The organism is bacterium (assembly GCA_028821235.1).
GTDB lineage: Bacteria > Actinomycetota > Acidimicrobiia > Spongiisociales > Spongiisociaceae > Spongiisocius.
This window is the reverse complement of the sequence record JAPPGV010000128.1, coordinates 1-20746: the sequence shown is the minus strand read 5'-3', so window position 1 is coordinate 20746 and position 20746 is coordinate 1. Positions and strand designations below refer to the sequence as shown.

The window sequence follows — 20746 nt, the reverse complement described above, 5'->3', positions numbered from 1 at the left end:
CAACATGCCCGGTCTTCAAGTCAAGCTCTTACTGGCTGAGCGAAGCACCTCCGAAGTACTTGTAGAAACCGGTTCCGTCGACCGAGAACCCGCTCAGGTCGTTCGAGAACGCCGTGAAGAAATGCAACTCGATGATCGGGACTATGTAGGCCTGATCCATGATGTAGCGCTGCACCTGGGACAGGATATCGGCCCGGACCCCCAGGTTCGTCTCCACCGACGCCGCATCGAGTAGGGCGTCCAACTGCGGATCGTCGATGTGCCCGACGTTTATATTGCCCGGTCCAATCGACGTGGAATGGAAGTCCCGCCGGAGGGTGGCGGGCGATCCGAACACATCGCCCATCGAGGCGAGCTCGTAGATGGTCTCGCCGGTCCCCTGGAAGTAGCCGCCGCCCTCGAGCGTGATCACCTCGGCGTCGAAACCGATCTTGCGCAACTGGTCCTGCAACAGGGTCACCCATGGGTTCCAGCTGCGGTTCTCGATGATGCGGGCCCGGAGGGTCTCGCCGTCCTTGCTCCGGAGGCCGTCGCCGCCCAGCGTCCAACCCGCCTCGTCCAGCAGCTGTGCCGAGAGATCCGGGTCGTAGGGGTAGTAGGTCTCCACGATCGGGTCGTACTCGGCGAAGTCGCTGGAGAGCGGACCGTAAGCCCTGGGCGCCTTGCCGAAGAACACCAGCTTGACGATCTCATCCTGGTCGACCGCGTGCAGGATTGCCTTGCGCACCCGGATGTCCGAAGTGGGCGAGATGGCCGGGCTGATGTAGTTGACCTGCGGCAGACCGGGGAGTGAGAAACCTTCCACGGTCACCCCGTCCAGTTGCTCCAGGGGTGCGATGTTCTGGAACGGGACCAGGTCCAGGAAGTGGATCTCCCCTGTGGACAGGGCCGCGGTGCGGGTCTGGTCGTCCGGGATGAAGCGGAAGATCAGGCGCTCGGCGCGGGCCGGTCCGGTGGTTCCGTAGAAGGAGAACTCACCCCAAGTCCAGTCCGGGTTGCGAACGAGGGAGATGTGGCTTCCCTCCACCCACTCTTCGAAGATGAACGGTCCGGTCCCGATCGGCTGCTGGCCGGCGTCGTCACCCAGGGCCTCCACTGCCGCGGCGTTCGTGATGGCCGCTCCGGGAGCGGCGAGATCGATCAGGATGTCGGGCACGGGCGCCGAGAAGACCAACTCCACCGTGTGGTCGTCGATGACCACGGTGTCCTGGTAGTTGGTGGCGATCAGGGCGGTCTGCGATCCGGAGACGTCGCCCTTCATCCGGTCGAAGTGGGCCTTCACCACCTGGGCGTTGAGCGGATCACCGTTGTGGAAGGTGACCCCCTCCCGGAGGTTGAAGCGCACGCTCATGGCGTCGGGGCTGAGACTCCAACTGGTTGCCAGGCCGGCGTGGATCTGCCTGCCCTGGCCCAGGATCACCAGCGTCTCGTAGATCTGCGCCACAACCGCCTGGTCGTTGACCGTGGTGGAGGCGAAGGCGTCCAGCTGGGACGGCTCCTGGTTGGTCCCGAACACGATCGTGCCGCCGCTCATCAACTCCTCGACCTGCATCTGGGCTTCTTCGGCGGTCATCTGGGCTTCTTCGGCCGCCATCTGGGCTTCTTCGGCGGTCATCTCGGCTTCTTCGGCCGCCATCTGGGCTTCTTCCGCGGTCATCTGGGCTTCTTCGGCGGCCATCTCGGCATCGGCCTTGGCAGCCTCGGCTTCGGCCAGCGCAGCCTGAGCGGCCTCGTCGCCTTCCATGGCCTCCGCGGCCGCCATCTGGGCGGCTTCCAGTTCGGCCTCGGCTTCGGCCAGGGCTGCGGCTGCCGCATCGGCGTCGGCCTTGGCGGCGTCGGCCTCGGCCTGGGCCGCGGCGGCTTGAGTTTGCGCCTGGGCGGCCGCCTCGTCCGCGGCGGAAGTGTCCTCCTCGCCACCGCACGCGGCTGCCAGCATGGTCAGGACCACGAATACGGTGACCAGAGACCTACCGGCGAGTCTCTTCATCATTTGCTCCTCGGTTTGCCAGTCTGTAGGGGTTCACCCCTCGAGCATGGTGATCCCGCCCGCACCCGGCCGGCAGGGCCACCTAGGTGAACATAGCCCGGCGCCGGGGGGTCGGCAATTGGCGCGGGCCGGAGTCGTGGAGGTACTTCAGGCAGTTTCCGAGATAAAGTGGCAGGCAGCGGTGTGGCCGGATCCCAGAGGCGCAAGGTCGGTGATCCGGGCCCGGCACTCGCTCCTCCCCCCCGAAAGGAAGCACCTGGGGTGGAAGGCGCATCCCGGGGGTCGGGCAGCCAAGGTGGGAGGGGTGCCCGGGATGGGCGCCAACCGTCCCAGCTCTCCGTCCAGGCGGGGGAGGCTGGAGAACAGCCCGATGGTGTACGGATGGCGGGGCCGCTGGAAGATCGTCTCCACCGTTCCGGTCTCGACGATCCGCCCGGCGTACATGACCGCCACCCGGTCCGCCACCTCGGCGATCACCCCCAGGTCGTGGGTGACCAGGATCATCGAAGCTCCCGTGGCGCGGCATCCGGCGGCCAGCACCTCCAGCACCTGGGCCTGGATCGTCACGTCGAGGGCTGTCGTCGGCTCGTCGGCGATCAGGACGGACGGCCGGTTGGCGATAGCTATGGCGATCACGACCCTCTGCCGCATGCCGCCTGACATCTCGTGGGGAAACTGGCGGATACGCTCTCGCGGGTTGGGAATGCCCACAAGTTCCAGCAGCTCGAGGGCCCGCACACGGGCTTCGCCACGCGAGGCACCGTGGATACGGAGGGCCTCGGAGATCTGGTGTCCCACCCGCATGACCGGGTTCAGTGAGGTCATCGGATCCTGGAAGACCATGGCGATCTCCTCGCCCCGGACGATCTCCAGTGCCGTCTCGGAGAGTTCCAGCAGGTTCCTCCCGCCGTAGAGGACCTCACCGGCGGTCACGCGAGCGCTTTCCGGAAGCAATCCCATCAGGGAGGAGACCGTCACGGTCTTCCCGGAACCTGACTCGCCCACCACGCCCAGTATGTCGCCGGGGTAGAGGGTGAAGCTCACATCCTCGACCGCAGGCAGGATTCCCCCGTGCGTCTGGAACGAGACCGAGAGTCCGCGCACCTCGATCAGTGGCGAGGTTACGTCTCTGCCGCGGTCGGGAGGCAATGTGAGGTCGGTGGTCATCAGAGGGCCAGGTCGGAGATCAGATCGCGGGCCTCTCCTTCTAGTACGGATGCCGCTTCGGACGTGAATGCGGTGGCCCACTCGGGTTCGTAGCCCCCGCGGGCGAACTCCTCCGCGGTGGGAACGTACCCGGTCACTCCGTTGGTGTATCCGGCCATGTGGGTGAACTCGAAGGGTGACGCATCCCGGACCCGTACCCCGATCTCCGAGAAAGGCTCGCCCGGAAAGCCGACCAGCGCGACATCGTCGATGCGGATCCCGTGCAGGGTGGTGTCCAGGCTGCTCCTGCCTCCGCACAGCCGGGCCCAAGCCGCGCTGATCAGGGCCCGCCGGGCGCGGTAACGGGCGTCGAGCACCTCCGCCTGCGGGACCCCGGAAGCCTGGAGATCCAGGAAACGCCGTGACAGTTGCTCGGCTTCCGCCTGCGCTTCCCGGGGAGGAGTGGTCCGCCGGACCGGCATCTCGATGGGCCGCTCGATTACCCTGACGACCGGTTCGCGGTCGGGGAGCGGATCGTCCACCCACATCCCCAGGGGAGCTCCTGACTCGACGATGCGGTCGAAGCGGCGCCGGGTGGGGCGGGTGCGGATCCGGGTGAACACCTTGGCGGCCTCGGCCCCGAGCCTGGTGCCCATCCGATCCGCTGCTCCGAGATCGCCGGTGAGCGCCTCGGTCGTCATCATGTTGCCGGCACATCCTTGCAGGTAGAGGCAGGTGGCGCCGGTCAATTGCTCCACCACTCGTTTGGTGACCCCTGGGAAGTCGGGACTGATCAAGCGGTTCTGGAAGGCCAGCACGATGGGATGGGCGGCGTAGCAGACCAGTGCGGCCAAGGGCTGCTCGTCGGTGTCGTCGAAGCGGACGACCATCACCGTCGGGTCGCGGAACCCGTCGGGGTCCTGGCCGACTACCACCGAACCGTTGGGTGCCCTGAGCCGGCGGTTCACGGCGATGGAACTCTCACCCCAGCCCGCCGCCATCCGAGCCGGACGGAGAGAACTCCTGGCCTGGTGGACGGCGCCGAGCGTCTGGGACCAGACCGTCTCCCGGTATCCGGCCACCAGTTCCGATCCGGCGCGCCCCGAACGGTCTCCCAGGAAGTTCGACCACACCGGCCCGGCATGGGTGTGAGTGAAGGAGACCCGGATATTGGCCGGATCAACCCCCAGCACGCCGGCCACGTCGGCGCGGATGCGGTCGGAGTCCTCGACGGTGACGATCATCAGGTCGTAGTCGAGGATGGCGACCGTGTCGTTCTCGCCTTCCACCAGCAGCACGGTCACCCAGAGATCGAGATGGACCCCCTCGGCCCTCTCGTGTACCTGGGCTCCCCATCCGGCGTGCTCAATCCCTACCGGAGGGGTGATGTTGCCGCGTCCGACTCCCACTCTCACGAAGTCTCTCCCAGTCTGGCTAGGAGGAGGTTAATGGAGTGGGAAGGATCACTCCGGTGGCCAGTCGAGCTTTTTGGCGCACAACCCACCGTCCACCTTGAGGGTTTCGCCGGTGATGAACCCGGCCTCCGCCGACAGGAGGAAACAGACCGCCGCAGCCACCTCGGACGTATCGGCGAAGCGCTGCTGGGCATGGAGAGCGTCGGCCTCCGGTTTGGACAGCCGACCTCCCTCGATGGCCGAACGCGCCAGGGGAGTGTCTATGTATCCGGGCGCCACCGCGTTGACCCGGATCCCTAGGTGGGCCCACTCGGTGGCCAGGCTTCTGGTCAACGAACTGACCGCCGCCTTGGTGGCGGCGTAAGGAGCGCGTAGAGGCCATCCGAAGAACTCGGCCACCGAGGAGAAGTTGACGATCGACCCGCCGCCGGCCTCCATCATCATCTTGCCGGCCGCCTGGCACCAGTAGAACGTTCCTGACAGGTTGATGTCCAGCACCTTCTGCCAGTCCTCGGGGGCGAACTCGGCGCTCGGCCCCGCCAACTGGATACCGGCGCAGTTCACGAGCGACCGCACCGCCCGTCCCAATTCCCCGATCTGCTGCTTAGCCCGGCGTACCGAGTGGTGATCGGCCACATCGCAGACGACTTCCGAGATGCGGTCTCTCCCGTGATCTCGGATCAGCCGGGTGGCGTGGCCGGCCTGCAGATCCACGGCCGCGATGAGGACGGCGGGATCCCGGGCGAGCAACTCCTCGACGACGGCCGAGCCGATCCCGCCTGCCGAGCCGGTGACTATCGCCACTTCGGGCGCCGAATCGGCGACTATGTCGACGGTCCCTTCTGATCCCCTTCAGCCATGGCCTGTTCGATCTGCTTGGCCGGATCGGCAGTCATCCAACCGGGCGCTTCGGCCATATCATCTCCCTCCACTCTTCCGGACACTCTTCCGCCGGGCTGTCCCGATGGAGGCTAGTGGTCTGTCCGAAGAGTGACTCGGTGTGTCCTCCTGGCCGGCAAGCTGCGTTCGCGGTTGTTCGGTGACCGCTAACGTGCGGGAGAACTTTCCCTGTCCCTGCAAGGGGTGCACACTTGAGTACCGACATAGGTGCGTGGTCGAAGGTGGCCGCAACCACCGTGACCGGATCGTGGTGGACGCCGTTCGCCCGATTCGAGGAGACGGTGGTGCTGCATGTCGATCTGACCGCCCACGAGGACCGGGAGGCCGAGGCCGTGGCACTGCTCGACGAGGCGGAGCGGGCCCGATGGTCCGAGTTCCGGTACCCGGGTCCCCGGAGGCGGTTTGCTCTGTGCCGTGCGGCCCTTCGGGCGATCTTGGGGGAACGGCTCGGTTGCCCTAACGACCGTCTGACCTTCGTAACGTCCGACCACGGCAAGCCGTACTGCCTGGTGGCTGACGAGCCCGCGCCCATAAGTTTCAACGTCAGCCACAGCGGTAGCCACGGGTTGATAGCGTTGGCAGCCGAAGGCCGCGTCGGGGTAGACGTAGAGGAGCGATCCAGGCGTCGGTATCTCAATGGGTTGATCAACACGGTGCTGACCCGGAAAGAACGATCCGAGATTGAAGGTCTCCCTCACGAGTTGCGGCTGTACTCCTTCTTTCGATTCTGGACGATCAAGGAGGCAATCATCAAGGCCGTCGGTGCGGGCCATAGCCTGGACGTATCGAAGATCGAGACGCCGACGTCAATCCGCGGCGGCGCCAGAGCGAGTATCTTTGAATCCCCGTCCGTGCCTGGAATGAGGTTCTGGGTTGAGGATGTGGGAAACGAAGACTTCGCAGCGGCTCTCGCGTATGAGATACTCCCGTGATTCGGAACCCGGTTCCTCCGGGGGGCGACCCGGATCTGTGTGTGGATAGCAACTGGCCAATGGCTCGTTGTACACCAGTATCCACGCGAGATGAGAATGCGACTGCCTGCCCTCCTCGGCTGTCACCACGGAGCCGGACTTGAGTAGAGGGCAGGACAAAGTGTGGGAGATTCCCGAGCCGAACTCGATAGAAGATGTTCGTCTGGAAGATGGAACACATGTCACTCTACGTCGTCATGGAAGATCCTCAGGTCAGCGACTCGTAATGAGCCACGGTAACGGACTGGCTATTGATCTTTACTTACCGTTTTGGGGACTTCTTATCGACGACTTTGACATTGTAGTATATGATCTGAGGACCACGGTTGGAATGAAGTAGGGCCGATCAAGTATCACAATTTGCCGACCTTCGTCAAAGACCATGACGCTATCATGAACACAATTGACATAGTGTACGGGGACAAGCCCAGGATTGGAGTCTTTCACTCTGTATCGGGCCTGATTAGCCTTCTATCCCCAGCTCGAGGTGGGGACTTCGCAGCAAGAATTCTGCTCGATCCACCTCTCTGTACTCCCGGCAGGAGTTACGAAGAGTTCGACACAGCTGCTACTCGGACAGCGGCAATTGCTCGCCGCCGTACGGACCAGTTTCGATCTTACGATGAGTTCGTGGACCTGATGAGTTTCTTTCCGCTATTCCGTCAAGTAGCACCCGCAGTTCTTGACCTTATGGCAAGGACAATTCTCCGCAAAGACAGTAATGAGGGATTCTATACTCTCAGATGTCCACGAGATTATGAGGCACAGATCATAGACTATGCCAGTTCTTATTCGGTACTAGTTGACTTCAGCACATTGGCCAGTCCCACCAAGGTCATAGGTGCCGATCCATTAGTGCCCTATTCATACTTGCCCACGCTGGACCTCAGTGACATGCTGAGCGTTGACTATGACTTTCTTCCGGATACAACCCACTTTCTTCCACTTGAACAGCCGGAAGCATGTGCGGCCATAGTCCGGGAATTCATTAGCTCAATAAGCACGGTATAACCTCACCGCACAGGAGAGGTTCACTTGCTCATCAAGTAGAAGACGTATCAGTCCAGAACGACATCACGTCCGCTAGCGAACTTCACCAGACTGGCTCTTGAAGCTCAAGCAGCCTTGCCATCTAGGAAGTTCACGACCTCGCTCAGAGTCTTGAGGGAGGTGCATTCCTCAACGGTGAAGTCAACATTGAACTCTCTAGACACCAGTTTGGCCAGAGCAACAATGTCCATTGAGGAGACTCCGGAGTCGACAAGGCTGATGTTCAGGTCGTCAGGGATATCAAGGGCTTGGCCATCTACCTCGATGTTGTCGTTGACCAGGGATGTGAGTCGTTCTGCGGTGGAAGCCATCGATACTGCACCTTTCTTGGTTGCGCCGCTGCTGAGACGGGATGATCGTAGGCGGATGCTACACCAAGGTCAACCGGCAGACGACCTCTCCGGGTACGCGTCGGGCACGGGTCCAACCTAGGCCCTGTCGACTCGGACAGTGACGACGTCCATCCCGTGGAACTTCTGGTGGCGGACCGATGAGGCGTAGTGCCGCAAAAGGCGGAAAGACATCTCGCGGTCGTCGAAGACGTCGATCTGCTCGTCCAGGTAGGCAAGGTGGTCCTCCAGGTTCTCGTCTACGAACACGGCAAGGAACTCCATCTCCACCGAGGAAGCGGAGCCACGGGCGTTAATGGTCAGCCGCGGCGCGGCGTCCGACTCGTACTGGTTACCGGGCTGCAACAAGCAGAGCAGAGTCTCCTCACCTGCTGAGCACAACCGCTCGGTTGCAGTGTCGTCCCAGGTGTGTCGGGCTGCGAGGCCGCGAAGCAGTTTGTAGATGGAGGGCAGCGACTTGGTCTCCAGTAGCCCCTTCAGCCGTATCGGCCGTCTTCCGAATACCTCCATCGACATCGTCATCAGTACCGCGACGAGCGCTCCCACCGTCATGCCCGTATCGAGCGAGGCGGCCCACGCGTCTCCGAAGAGCCGAGCGAAGAAGCCGTGGTACTCCACTCCGACACCGATCGAGAAGGCCAGGGCCACCACCAGGGTTTTTCGCTGGTCGAGGCCTTCCTGCACGACGGTTCTCATGCCTTCCACGAACAGCAATCCCATCAGAAACAGCAGGTAGGCACCCATGACCGGACTCGGAACCGCGATCAATGCCGCCGTGACCTTGGGTAGAAAGGCAAGCGCGACGAGGATCACCCCGACTCCATAGCCGACTCGGCGGGCGGCGACCCCCGTGAGGTTGATGATTGCGGCGCTCGATGCCGAGTAGGCGGTGGTAGGTGGTGTCCCGACAACTCCCGACAGCAGCACACCTGCTGCGTTGGTGTTGAGGACACCCTGTATCACCCGATAGTCGGTCGTTCCCGGTCGCCGCCGTGACACCTGTTGGATGACTACCCCATCGCCGACGATCTTGATGCCGAGGACAAGGCTAAGGATCACGAAGGCAGGGAGAAGAGCCCAGAAGTCCGCACCGGGTGTCAACACCAGTCCCGGTAACTCGCTGCCGGGAAGACCCAACCAGGGTGCGTCGATGACACGCCGCACATCGTACAGACCGAACGGGGCCGAGAGCGCGCACCCCGCCGCGATCCCGATCAGCGACGTCCAGATCCTCCATGAACCCCTTGCGAGGAGCACCATGGCCGAGGTGACTACCAGGGTGACGGCGGCTACCAGGGGGCCCGCTGCCGGAAGTGCGCCGACGGGCACCTCCTGGAACCGGTCGAACGCCAGGGGAAGGACCGAGACCACGATCAGCATCAAGACCGTTCCCGAAACTACCGGGGTGACGATCCGGCGCAGAGACGGTAGCCATGCGGCTAGCGCGAACTGGCAGACAGCCGCAAGGACGGTGAGCGTGGCCAGCAAGCCGGGACCGCCTGCCTCCAGAGCGATCAGCGAGATGGCGATGTATGACGGTGTGGCACATGTGATGAGTAGATGTCCGGCACCCAGCCGTCCGACCCGACCGGACTGCATTGCGGTGGCAAGGCCACCGATCACCAGGGCGGCGAAGACCGCCCACTCGAGGTAGGAATCCGCCTGGTTGGCCGAGCGAACCGTGATCGCAACGATGACGACGGTCGGCGCCAGCACGAGCACGACCGACTGCAGCGCGACGCTGAACGACACGAGGGGTGGGCATGCGTCGTCGGGTTCGTAGCGGATGTGGTCGTTGATTCGGGCCGTCTCCATACCTCCTTGCTCACCGGATCGGGCGCGAAGCTCGGACTCCGGTACCCGCCGTCCGCGGCCGATGATAGGCCCGAGGGAGCAGGTCGGTCGCTCCGTATCCGTGCTCACGTAGCCGGAAACACCAGCGGACCAGGCAAGAGAAACCTGTACGACTTGGTAGCCTTCGGCTGGTTCCTGCGATGTCTACTTAGAGGGGCAGACGCTGACCGCTGTAGTCGAAAGGTATCAATCTCCCTCACCGGTGTCGGTGTGCAAGACGCTGCCGACGCACGTCAGGGAGCGTGCTCGGACCAACCCGGACTCGGTGGCCATGCGCGACAAGAGGTACGGGATCTGGCGGGAAGTCACCTGGGGCTCCTACTGGGAACAGGTGGTGCAGGCCGCGCATGGTTTGCTGGCGCTCGGAGTCGATGTGGGCGACAGGGTCTCGATCCACTCCGAGGACCGCCCTGAGTGGCTGGTGCTGGACATGGCCACCGTAGCGGTACGAGGCATAACGGTGGGGCTGTATCCGACCAATCCGGCGGCAGAGGTACAGCACCTGCTCGGGGATTCGGGAGCCTGCGTCCACCTGGCCGAGGACCAGGAGCAGGCGGACAAGTTGATCGAGGTCATCGAGGCGCTGCCGTCGGTTCGGACCGTTCTACACGTCGAGCCACGAGGGTTTCGTGCCTACCGGGATGATCCCAGGTTCGTGTTCTGGGACGAGTTCCTCGAGCTCGGACGCAGCCACCGAGCCTCGAACCCCACCGCGGTCGAGGACCGGATGGCGCAGGCTTGCCCCGACGATGTGGTGACTCTGGTCTACACGTCCGGTACCACGGGCCCTCCGAAGGGGGCGATGCTCGACAACGCCAACGTCGCGTACTGCGTCGAGACGCTGATCCGTAGCGGGGAACGAATGCCGGATGGGGTTGCCCCGGGACCGTCGGACCAGATCCTCACCTACCTGCCTCTGTGCCATGCGGCGGAGAGGATATTCTCGACCTGGACATCGGCCGCGGTGGGTACCGTCCTCAACTTCGCGGAGTCCATCGACACGGTTCCCGAGAACCTCAGGGAGGTCCAGCCGACCCTGTTCTTCTCTGTGCCCCGCATCTGGGAGAAGATGCATGCGTCGGTGCTGATCAGGAGCAGGAACGCCACCTGGTTCAAGCGGGTTTGCACTTCAATCTGCCTGGCCCTGGCCAAGGCTGTCGGACGGCAGCGGATTCGGAACGGGGGCCGGCACACCTTGCTGAGCGCGTTCCTGTTCGCGGTGGGATATCCGCTGGCATTCCGGGCGATACGGGAGAGGATCGGGCTACGCCGGTGCCGCTGGGCCGCTACCGGGGCGGCGCCCATCGCTCCCGAGCTGATCGAGTTCTTTCATGGCCTGGGCGTCAACCTCTACGAGTTGTACGGAATGACCGAGAATACCGCGGTCGCCACCGCCAACCTTCCCGGGCGTATGAAGTCGGGAACCGTGGGTGAGCCATATCCGGGTACGGGCGTGCGGATCGATCCGGACACGGGCGAGGTTCAGACCAAGCATCCGGCGGTGTTTCGGGGTTACTGGAACGATCCCGCCAAGACAGAGGAGGCGTTCACCTCCGACGGTTGGCTCCGTACGGGGGACGTGGGGGAGTGGGTGGACGGTACCCACATAAGGATCGTGGATCGGATGAAGGACATCATCATCACGTCCGGCGGGAAGAACATCTCCCCGTCGGAGATCGAGAACAGCCTCAAGACGTCTCCCTACGTCAAGGAGGCAATGGTGATCGGGGACCGCAGGAACTACCTGACCGCCTTGATCGGGATCGACCTTGACACGGTGGGGGACTGGGCGACCCGCCACAACATCCCGTACACCACATACAGGGACCTGGGGGAGAAACCGGAGGTCGTCCGGTTGGTGCAGGAAGTGGTGAACCGAACCAACGCCAAGTTCGCCCGGGTGGAGAACATCAGGAAGTTCCGGCTGATCCCGAAGGAGCTCGATCATGAGGATGGTGAGCTGACCGCCACCCAGAAGCTCAAGAGGGCGGCAATGGGAGAGATGTTCGGGGAGTTGATAGATGGCATGTATTAGTGGTGGTTTGTGGCTTGTGGTTCGTGGCTTGTGAACGGGTAGCGGACGAATGATGGGAGCAGTCCTCTCGCTTGGGGTCATCGCTCAATCCGGGCCGAGCCAGTTCCTCGGGACAATCGTCAACGGTGTCTCGCTCGGCGCCATCTACGCGTTGCTGGCGATGGGTTTCGTCATCATCTTCAAGGCCACGCAGGTCGTCAACTTCGCGCACGGGGCCCTTGCGACCCTGGGGGCTTACTTCACCGCGGTCGTGGCGGTCGACCTCAACTTCCCGGGTCGTTATATCCAGGGGTCGCCGGTGTTGGGATGGTCGATCTCGGTCATGGTTGCCCTGGTGCTGTCGGCCCTGGTCGGCATGCTGCTGGAACGGATCTTCGTCCGGCCCATGGTGGGGGAGGAGTTGTTCTCGCTGGCGATCATCACCCTCGGTATGCACATCGTCCTGCTGACGGTCGTGACCGATCTGATCGGACCCGATCCGCGATCGATCGCCGATCCATGGGGAGACGCAAGGGTGGAGCTCGGGTTCGTGATCATTCCCCAGACCCAGATAGCCCAGTTCGTCGCGGCGATAGCCCTGATGTTGCTGGTGGGCCTCTTCTTCCGCACCCGCACAGGTGTAGCGATGCGCGCCACCGCCTTCGATCAGGAGGCCGCCCGCGCTCAGGGGATCAACGTGGGAAGGATCTTCGCCATAGCGTGGGCGATCGGGGCGGTGCTGGCCACCGTAGGGGGAGTGTTCGGATCGGTGTACCCGCGCCGCGTGGGTGTCTTCCCGGATACGGCTCTTCTGGCGATGCGTGCTTTCCCGGCGATCATCCTCGGCGGACTCGACTCGGTAGGTGGTGCGGTGATCGGAGGGTTGGTGGTGGGGTTGGCCGAGTCCCTCGCCGGGAGCTACCTCAACCAACCGCTGTTCGGCACCGGCTTCAGCGGGATCGTTCCCTACCTGTTGATGATGATCGTTCTCTTCGTTCGCCCGCACGGCATCTTCGGGACCGGAGAAGTGAGACGGATATGAGAGGGCGACCGCTCCTCCACACCTCCTACGCCCGGGATCAGGCAATGATGCCGACGGCTACCAAGAAGGCGGTCCTAGCGGTGTTCCTCGGCCTGGCCGCGCTGGCGCCGTTCGCCTCCCGCATCCCCCTGTATCCGGATTTCCTGGGCGACAACGACTGGATGAAGCTACTGTCGCACGTTGCCATCTTCGGCATCGGGGCCCTGGGGATCAACCTGCTCACCGGGGTGGCCGGCCAGGTATCCCTCGGCCACGCCTTCTTCATGGGTGTCGGCGCCTACGTGGGGGCGGTGTTCGGCGCCCCCACGGGAGATCTGTGGGGATTGGGACTGCCGATGTGGATATGGCTGCCGATGGCGGGTGTGGTGCCTGCCTTGATCGGGATCCTGGTGGGTCCGGCCGCGGTGAGGGTACGCGGTCTGTACCTGGCTTTCGCCACCCTCGCGCTGGTATTCATCGGCGAGTGGGCCTGGCGCAACCTGACCTTCATCACCGGCGGCTCCTTCTCGGGGCGCAGCTTCCCCGACTTCCAGTGGCGGTGGTGGAAGGAGGAGGAACCGGTGGTGGACTTCACCACCGACTCGGTATGGATGGGGTACGCCGTGAGCGAGGAGGCCAAGGTCTACCTGATGATGGTGGCGTTCCTGGTGGTGGCGACGCTACTCGCAAAGAACCTGCAGCGGACGCGGACCGGACGTGCCTTCCAGGCCATACGCGACCGGGACATAGCGGCGGAGGTGATGGGCGTCAACGAGTTCCGCTACAAACTGATGGCCTTCGGGATTTCCTCCGGCTTCGCAGGGGTGGCGGGCGCCCTGTTCGCATCGTTCGTGGGTCGCCAGATTCCCGAGACCTGGGATCTGTTCCTTTCGGTGGAGTTCCTCGCCATCATCCTCATCGGCGGAGCAGGGACCGTGTCGGGGGCTCTGATGGGATCGGCCTTCGTGGTCATCCTTCCCCGCCTCGTCCAGGACTTCACCGACGCGTTGAAACAAACCATCGTGGGGGGAGAGGGTACGTTGGCCGCGGTCGCCGATGTGGTGGTCGCGGTCTCCGCCGACGACTCAGGGATAGTGCACACGCTCCCCGGGGTGGGTCCCGGACTGTCGGTGTTCCAGCTCAATCAGATCCTGTTCGGGCTGCTGATCATCCTCTTCATGATCCTCGAGCCGCTGGGTCTGTACGGGATCTGGGTGCGGGTAAGGAACTACTGGAGGGGATGGCCATTCACTTACTGAGGCTCGGGGAGTCACGCATGACACTCCGCAAGGGCGGATGGGCGGCGAGGAGGCGTACGACGGTCCGTCGCGTCCATCCCCGGGTCGTTCCCGCCACCGAGGGTTGATCGGGTGAGCAGTGCTTGAGGTATCGAACCTGGAGGTCGTGTACAACGACGTGGCTAGGGTGCTGAGGGGCATCTCCCTCGAAGTGCCCGAAGCTCGGATCGTCGCCCTGCTCGGGGCGAACGGTGCGGGCAAGACCACCACCGCAAGGTCGATCACCGGTTTGCTGGATGTACACGGCGGCGAGATCACCAAAGGCTCCATCACCTTCGAGGGTCGGGACATCACGCGGACCCTGCCGTCGGCGCGGGTGAGGATGGGGATCAGCCAGGTCATGGAGGGGCGCCGGATCTTCGTCGAGATGACGGTGGAGGAGAATCTTGCGGCCGGGGCCTACACGGTTCGTGACCGGGAAGCTGTCCGGAGGTCCTTCGAGCGGGTTATGGACCTGTTCCCGGTCCTGGCGGGGCGGCGCCAGCAGGTAGCGGGCTACCTGTCGGGGGGCGAGCAGCAGATGCTGGCGATCGGCCGAGCCCTGATGCAGGCGCCCAAGCTAATGATCCTCGACGAGCCCTCACTCGGCCTCGCGCCCCGCCTGGTCGAGCAGATGGCCGGAATCATCGTGGAGATCAACCGTCAGGGCACAGCGGTCCTGCTCATCGAGCAGAACGCGCATATGGCTCTCTCCGTAGCCGACCACGGATACGTCATGGAGACCGGATCCATCGTCATGGACGACGATGCAGGGACCCTCCTCCGGGACGCCGACGTCCAGGAGTTCTACCTGGGACTTAGGTCCGGGGAGCGCAAGTCCTTCCGGGATGTCAAGCACTACAAGCGGCGCAAGCGGTGGTTGTCGTGAGCTATCCCGGCACCGGCTGCCCATTGCTGGAGGTCCAGGATATAAGCCTGTCGTTCAAGGGGCTGGTGGCGTTGGACGGGGTGTCGTTCGGCGTCGCGCCGGGCGAGTTGTTCTCCATCATCGGGCCCAACGGTGCCGGCAAGACCTCTGTCTTCAACTGCATCAACCAGGTCTACCGGCCACATCGGGGAACGATCCTATGGAAAGGCTCGCCTCTGATGGGTCTGAAACCCAACCAGACCGCGGAGAGGGGTATCGCCCGCACGTTCCAGAACATAGAACTGTTCGCGCACATGACGGTCTTGGACAACATCCTCACCGGTCGCCACGTACGGATGAGCCACGGCTGGGTGGCCGGCGCCCTCTGGTGGGGGCGGGCCAAGCGGGAGGAACTGGAGAACCGCCTCAAGGCCGAGGAGATCATCGACTTTCTGGAGATCGAGCGATGGCGCAAGCATCCGGTGAAACTCCTTCCCTACGGCATCCAGAAGCGGGTGGAACTGGGCCGGGCATTGGCAATGGAACCCGAACTGCTGCTTCTCGACGAACCGGTGGCGGGGATGAACCTCGAGGAGACCGAGGACATGGCCCGGTTCATTCTCGACATCCAGGACGAACTGGGCATCACCATGATCCTGGTCGAGCACGACATGGGCTTGGTGATGGACATCGCCGACCGGGTGATGGTGCTCGACTTCGGTCGCAAGATCGCCGAAGGCCTCCCCGCAGAAATACAGAGGGATACCGACGTGATCCGCGCCTACCTCGGCGAATCCAGGTCAGACATACCCCCGTAATCGCGCTCGACACTTGTCCCCGGCGCGGCATCCCGATGAAACCAGATCAGAACATCCATGCGGTCCGAGATCTCGCTGACCCGTTCGGCCCAGCGGTCCCAGCACTGGCGGGTATCAAGGGGTTGTCCACTCTCGGCGGCGGGTTGGAGCGGGGGGTGGCCGTGTCCTGGTGCGTATCTGGCCTTCGGTGGATGCCGCGCAAGGCTGTTCCGATTGCCGCGGTTACCCGTGCAGGTGTGCGCCGGCGCTCAGATGTCTGGCGGGACCGCATCAGCGAGGTTCTACCACGGCGCAATCACCGCGTCGGAACCGCCTAGCGCAAGCCCCTGTCGGCTGGTTTCCATCACGATGGCACGACCGGCGTGAGGGTGAAAGTGATCCGGTCGTAGTACAGGCGGGTGAGGCCCTCGAACCCCGAGTCGGAACCCACGACCAGCCATACGCTTCCTGCGCCGTCTGCCTCCACCGTCACCGGACTGTCAAGGTTGTCGAGCGTCTTGATGCGAAACTCCCCGGCCACGACGCCCGGACGGGCCACGTTGCCGAGCACCGCCATCTGCGAGCCGCTCCGGGACTGATTGCCCTTGTCTATCGTCATCCGGAGATGGCCGGTGCGGTCGGTCTCTACCTCCGGCTCGTTGGTGGAAGCTCCCGCCTTGACATACACGCTCTCGCCGGGGGAGCCGCCGATCCCGACCATGCCTTCCGCCACATTCGTGGCGACATCGACTGCCACCGAGACGGTGTAGGAGGCCGTTGGGGTCAGGCCGTCCACCCGTCGCTTCAGATACATGAACAGATCGTCGCTGCGGTTGTGTCCCTGGATGTAGATGCCTGCGCCGTCGAGATCCTCGGGCAAGGCGCGGTGCCCGCTGTCCAACTCGTAGATCGACTGGTCGTAGTCCGCGGGAAGATCCGCGAAATCGACCACCCAACCCTCGGCGTCGATCTCGAATGAGAAACCGAACTCGATCGGCCCTGGGCCGGGTTCCGGAACTTTCCCGCCGGTGTCGGGCGCGTCGCCCGCGGGCGCAGTCGTCTCGGGTGTTGCGGTTTCCGGAACGTTTGGCTCTGGTGTTGTGGTTTCCGGAACGTTTGGCTCGGGTGTTGTGGTTTCCGGAACGTTTGGCTCGGGTGTTGTGGTTTGCGGAAGGTTTGGTGCCGGCGTGCCGGGCGCGCAGGCCGCGATCGAGAGCGCTACCAGTGCGACAATCAGCCGCAGCCTTCGCTCCTGGCGCCGAGCTGCCGCTGATCCTCGCTGCACCGACGCTGAAGTGGTCGAATCATTGATCGGGGCGTTGACTGTGCGGCGTAGCCGACGGCGTGGTGACGGCATCAGAACAGGTTAACGCGGAGGCGCGGCGAGATAGTGAGGCCAGGCTTCCACTGTGTGGCCGGGCGCCCTTCACACCAACCACACCGCAGGTCCCCTACCGACCCGGGGTATCAGCCCGCCTGCCATGAACACGATCCAACCTATTGCTAACTAGCGTTTACTGGGCACTGGCCATCTACGGGGTGCGCGTCTATTGGCACAGACGTGGCTGTCGGTGAAGTCTCTGGACTCTTCTATCACAGAAATGGTCCGTCTCGCGGGAGGGCCTGGTAACCGCCGTTCGGATCGCGCCGCACTACGAGATTGCCGGCGTCGAGTTGTCTGTGGTGGCGGCGGCAGATGGCCACCAAGTTATCGACATCGGTGGGTCCGCCGTCGCGGTGCCACTCTTGGATGTGGTGGAGTTCGCAGCGATGCATGGGTGCGCCGCATTGGAAGCATCCCCCATCGCGGACTCCCACCGCGAGGCGTTGGGCGGCGTTGGCGAGGCGTTGGTTGCGTCCCAGCCACAGGATTCGACCGGCCCGGTCGTAGATCATCCCTGCCAGTTCCGTGTCCGGTGACAACGTACGGAGAATCTCCCGTGGGACGGGTCCCACCCCGATGATCTCGCAGCGTCCCCGGGGCTTGGTTCCGTCCACCACTCCTTGTTCGGCGAGGATGATCACCTGGGTGGAAGCCTTGGCCTTCGGACCCGTGCTCTCGCCCAGGATCTCGCCGGTGTCCGGGTCGAGGTTGGTGAACAGTTTGACGAGAGCATCGGCCATCCGCTGCTTCGGCGCGCGAACCTTGTCGGGGTCTCGCCCGCCGGCGCTGTCACTGCGGAGCAGTTCCAGGTAGTGGGCGTCCACGGCTTGCTGAAGGTGGGCGAACTGGGTGGCAGTTAGCTTGGCGAACAGCATCCCCATCCCGGTTTTCGGGTCTACCCATAGTTTCGCTTCTCTGGCCCGGTGTTGGCGTTCCAGGATGTCGATCCCGGCTTCGATCAGCTTCCGGTTGGACCAGTCCCGGGCCTTGCGGGCGAACCCGTCAGGTCCGGTCCGGGCGGCTTCCTCCAACAAGGTCGGATCGGAGTTGACCGCATCGGGTCCCACCTTGTCCGCCGCGTCGGCCATCGACTTGGCATGGTCGACGGTTATCTCTCCCTCTGCGAGGGCTCTTGCGACCTTCGGCAGGTCCGGAAGCCGCTCTGCGACCTTGGCCATCCGCTTGGCGTCCCTCCCCGACAACCGCGAGTTCCGCTTCAGGACTCCAACGGCGTCCGTGTTCGGGTTGGCAACGGTGGCTTGGAGGGTGAGGTCGCATATGTGCGAGGACAGCCGAGTTTGGAGGCGTCCCAACAATCCCAGCGCTTCTTCGGGGTGGTGTCGGGAGGTTTCCTCGGCTACGAAACGGTCGAGGTGGTCAACGAGTGCGGACATCCTTTGGCCGGCGTCGCAACCCGCGGCGCCATTGGCCGGGTTGTCGGGCCTCTGGGCGGTGTCCCTACAATTGGCTGTAGCGAACATTCGTTCGTGTTCCATGATCTAGTTATATCAATGGCCTGTGACAGTGTCAACCCCCGAATATCGTTATTCACGCCTCAAGTCGGAATAACTCTGCTCCACAAGGTCGAATCTAGGCCTATTCCTGAAGGCTCGAGATCGGAAGGGGTCTCGTCGATCTTCGATGCCGGACGGACATCCTCGTTAGCGGCGGACTACTCCCGATCACAGGACAGCACGCAGGCAAAACGCTTTTGCCATTGATCATCCGCTGGCGATAATTGTCCGTAACAGTCCGCGCGAGTATCGCCCCTCGGTTCAGGAGTAGAGCCCATGACAGTGAAGGACTTCACCGGCCCTTCGACAGGAACCAGCCTCCCGAAATGCAGGTGGAGGACGTGAGGTCTTCCAGGCCGGACAGCCGATTGCGATCGTGGGCATGGCGTGCCGGTTCCCAGGCGCCAACAGCCTGGAGTCCTTCTGGCAGGTACTGACCGAGGGCCGCAACACCGTGACCGAGGGCATCCCAGGTTCCGGTGGAGAACGCCTGGCCGATCTGTTCGACGACCCCGAGCAGAACGAGGCATGCCGTTTCGGTGCCTTCGTCGAGGGGATCGACCGGTTCGACGCCGGCTTCTTCCGCATCTCTCCGGTCGAGGCGGAACTACTCGACCCGCAGCAGCGCATGATGCTGGAGGTGAGTTGGCAGGCTCTCGAGGACGCCGGCATGGACCCGGCCCGGCTGAGCGGGACCCGCACCGGTGTCTACACCGGGATCAGCAACGACGAGTACCGGATGATGGTCGTGGACTCGCTCAAGCCCAGCGAGGCGGCCGGGTGCCTCTACGCCCTCAGCGGGACCAACCTGAACGGCGCCAGCGGGCGGGTCTCCTACGTCCTGGGCCTGATGGGGCCGGCCAAGGCGGTCGATGCGGCCTGCGCCTCGTCCCTGGTGGCGGCGCACGACGCGGTGGCGGACCTCCAGCAGGGCAAGGCGGATCTGGCCATCGTGGGCGGCGTCCAGGCCATTCTCAACACCCGGATCTACGAACTGAGGGCGGACGCGATGATGCTGTCCCCCGACGGGCAGTGCAAGACGTTCGACGCCTCCGCCAACGGTTACGTGCGGGGTGAGGGTTGCGGCGTCGTCGTCCTGAAACGGCTCAGCGAGGCGGTGGCCGACGGCGACCGGGTCTGGGCGGTCATCCGGGGTGCGGCGGTGAACCACGGAGGCGCCAGCACCGGCCTGACGGTCCCCCACACGCCCGCCCTCGAACAGGTGATGGAGACAGCCCTGTCGGATGCTGGCGTCCGTTCGTCGGAGATCGACTACCTGGAGGCTCACGGGACCGGGACCTCGGTGGGCGATCCGATCGAGATCGATGCCGTGGCCAACGTCTTCGCAGCGGAACGCCGGCCCGGCCGGCCCCTGCTCATCGGTTCTGTCAAGACCAACATCGGCCATCTCGAGTCGGCGGCGGGCATCGCCGGATTGATCAAGGCGGCGCTGGTGGTGAACCGGGGCGTGATCCCGAAACACCTGCACTTCCACGATCCCACCCCCAGCGTCGACTGGGATCGGCTACCCCTCAAGGTCACCTCCTCCCGGATGGACTGGCCGAGCGATTACCCGGGCCCGCGGCTTGCCGGGGTGAACTCCTTCGGGATATCCGGGACGAACGCCCACCTCGTGGTGGAGGAGCATGGCGACCCGGATGGCGAGCGCGGCCGGGAGCACCGAGCGGCGGGCGCCGTGCAGGTCGTGCCGGTGTCGCTGCCGCCGCCGGTGGCCGGTATCCCGTTGCCGGCGGAAAGCCTCGGTGATCGCCGGACGCGCCTCCTACCCTTGTCGGCCAAGTCGGGGAAGGCACTCGGCGAGCTTGCGGAGGGATACCTGTCCTGGCTCGATGACCGGACCGCCGGGTCGAGCCTGGCAGACATGGCCTGGACGGCGGGTATCGGCCGCAGCCACTTCGACCACCGGGCCGGCCTCGCCTTCACGGATGTCGACTCCTTGCGGGCCGGGCTGGCCGCCCTGGCGGAGGACGGCGAGGGCCCGGAGCCCCGGGCCGCCACCCGGGTGGCCTTCGTCTATACCGGGCAGGGGAGCCAGTGGGCCGGCATGGGCCGGGACCTGTACGAGAGCGAGCCGGTGGCGAGGGCGGTGCTGGACCGCTGCGAGGACGTATTCCGCGAAGCCAGGGGAGCCTCGCTGCTCGACGTGATGTTCGGCCGACCGTCAGCGGAGGGGGACC

At 64.1% G+C, this 20746-nt stretch carries 15 protein-coding genes; 7 read left to right on the top strand and 8 right to left on the bottom strand.

Annotated elements, in window-relative coordinates; translation table 11 throughout:
• Positions 1-28: 28 nt before the first annotated feature.
• From OXK16_13040 to OXK16_13025, 4 genes are all read right to left on the bottom strand, one after another.
• Entirely contained in the window at positions 29-1987 is a 1959-nt protein-coding gene (locus OXK16_13040) for an ABC transporter substrate-binding protein (GenBank protein ID MDE0376869.1), read from the bottom strand.
• A gap of 147 nt (positions 1988-2134) precedes the next feature.
• Positions 2135-3154 carry an ABC transporter ATP-binding protein gene (locus OXK16_13035; GenBank protein ID MDE0376868.1) on the bottom strand — a complete coding sequence of 340 codons (1020 nt, stop codon included), beginning with the start codon at positions 3152-3154 and terminating at the stop codon, positions 2135-2137.
• The gene (locus OXK16_13030; protein ID MDE0376867.1) at positions 3154-4548 is read right to left on the bottom strand and encodes a neutral/alkaline non-lysosomal ceramidase N-terminal domain-containing protein; all 1395 of its coding nucleotides are present in this window, start codon (positions 4546-4548) and stop codon (positions 3154-3156) included. Before OXK16_13030 ends, OXK16_13035 begins: the two co-directional genes overlap by 1 nt.
• Positions 4549-4596: 48 nt before the next feature.
• Positions 4597-5352 (bottom strand): SDR family NAD(P)-dependent oxidoreductase, encoded by a 756-nt coding sequence (locus OXK16_13025; protein MDE0376866.1) that lies wholly within the window; start codon positions 5350-5352, stop codon positions 4597-4599.
• Positions 5353-5639: 287 nt separating this feature from the next.
• Between OXK16_13025 and OXK16_13020 the strand changes: the two genes are divergently transcribed.
• The gene (locus OXK16_13020; GenBank protein MDE0376865.1) at positions 5640-6380 is read left to right on the top strand and encodes a 4'-phosphopantetheinyl transferase superfamily protein; all 741 of its coding nucleotides are present in this window, start codon (positions 5640-5642) and stop codon (positions 6378-6380) included.
• A 1154-nt stretch (positions 6381-7534) separates the two neighbouring features.
• Here OXK16_13020 and OXK16_13015 read toward each other — a convergent pair.
• Both OXK16_13015 and OXK16_13010 read right to left on the bottom strand, forming a co-directional pair.
• The gene (locus OXK16_13015; protein MDE0376864.1) at positions 7535-7780 is read right to left on the bottom strand and encodes an acyl carrier protein; all 246 of its coding nucleotides are present in this window, start codon (positions 7778-7780) and stop codon (positions 7535-7537) included.
• A gap of 117 nt (positions 7781-7897) precedes the next feature.
• Entirely contained in the window at positions 7898-9634 is a 1737-nt protein-coding gene (locus OXK16_13010; GenBank protein MDE0376863.1) for a hypothetical protein, read from the bottom strand.
• 247 nt (positions 9635-9881) lie between these two features.
• Between OXK16_13010 and OXK16_13005 the strand changes: the two genes are divergently transcribed.
• From OXK16_13005 to OXK16_12985, 5 genes are all read left to right on the top strand, one after another.
• Positions 9882-11708 carry an AMP-binding protein gene (locus OXK16_13005; protein ID MDE0376862.1) on the top strand — a complete coding sequence of 609 codons (1827 nt, stop codon included), beginning with the start codon at positions 9882-9884 and terminating at the stop codon, positions 11706-11708.
• A gap of 49 nt (positions 11709-11757) precedes the next feature.
• Complete coding sequence (locus OXK16_13000) at positions 11758-12729, top strand: branched-chain amino acid ABC transporter permease (protein ID MDE0376861.1); 972 nt, start codon at positions 11758-11760, stop codon at positions 12727-12729.
• Positions 12726-13967 (top strand): branched-chain amino acid ABC transporter permease, encoded by a 1242-nt coding sequence (locus OXK16_12995; protein ID MDE0376860.1) that lies wholly within the window; start codon positions 12726-12728, stop codon positions 13965-13967. The genes OXK16_13000 and OXK16_12995 overlap by 4 nt, the downstream gene beginning before the upstream one ends.
• A gap of 118 nt (positions 13968-14085) precedes the next feature.
• Positions 14086-14874, top strand: coding sequence for an ABC transporter ATP-binding protein (locus OXK16_12990; protein MDE0376859.1), 789 nt, complete (start codon positions 14086-14088; stop codon positions 14872-14874).
• Entirely contained in the window at positions 14871-15671 is an 801-nt protein-coding gene (locus OXK16_12985) for an ABC transporter ATP-binding protein (protein MDE0376858.1), read from the top strand. Before OXK16_12990 ends, OXK16_12985 begins: the two co-directional genes overlap by 4 nt.
• A gap of 343 nt (positions 15672-16014) precedes the next feature.
• On the opposite strand, the gene OXK16_12980 is transcribed toward OXK16_12985, so the two are convergent.
• Together OXK16_12980 and OXK16_12975 are read right to left on the bottom strand one after the other, a co-directional pair.
• Positions 16015-16602, bottom strand: coding sequence for a hypothetical protein (locus tag OXK16_12980; GenBank protein MDE0376857.1), 588 nt, complete (start codon positions 16600-16602; stop codon positions 16015-16017).
• A gap of 641 nt (positions 16603-17243) precedes the next feature.
• Positions 17244-18428, bottom strand: a complete 1185-nt coding sequence (locus OXK16_12975; protein MDE0376856.1) for a DUF222 domain-containing protein — start codon at positions 18426-18428, stop codon at positions 17244-17246.
• Positions 18429-18930: 502 nt separating this feature from the next.
• On the opposite strand from OXK16_12975, the gene OXK16_12970 reads away from it, so the two are divergent.
• Positions 18931-20746: type I polyketide synthase (locus tag OXK16_12970; GenBank protein ID MDE0376855.1), on the top strand; the 1816-nt coding region annotated here is incomplete at its 3' end.

Excerpts from the sequence above, each read along its gene's own strand:
- OXK16_13035 (MDE0376868.1), bottom strand. The coding sequence starts at position 3,154 with ATGACCACCGACCTCACATTGCCTCCCGACCGCGGCAGAGACGTAACC.
- OXK16_13040 (MDE0376869.1), bottom strand. The coding sequence starts at position 1,987 with ATGAAGAGACTCGCCGGTAGGTCTCTGGTCACCGTATTCGTGGTCCTG.
- OXK16_13015 (MDE0376864.1), bottom strand. The coding sequence starts at position 7,780 with ATGGCTTCCACCGCAGAACGACTCACATCCCTGGTCAACGACAACATC.
- OXK16_12975 (MDE0376856.1), bottom strand. The coding sequence starts at position 18,428 with ATGTCCGCACTCGTTGACCACCTCGACCGTTTCGTAGCCGAGGAAACC.
- OXK16_12995 (MDE0376860.1), top strand. The coding sequence starts at position 12,726 with ATGAGAGGGCGACCGCTCCTCCACACCTCCTACGCCCGGGATCAGGCA.
- OXK16_13010 (MDE0376863.1), bottom strand. The coding sequence starts at position 9,634 with ATGGAGACGGCCCGAATCAACGACCACATCCGCTACGAACCCGACGAC.
- OXK16_13000 (MDE0376861.1), top strand. The coding sequence starts at position 11,758 with ATGATGGGAGCAGTCCTCTCGCTTGGGGTCATCGCTCAATCCGGGCCG.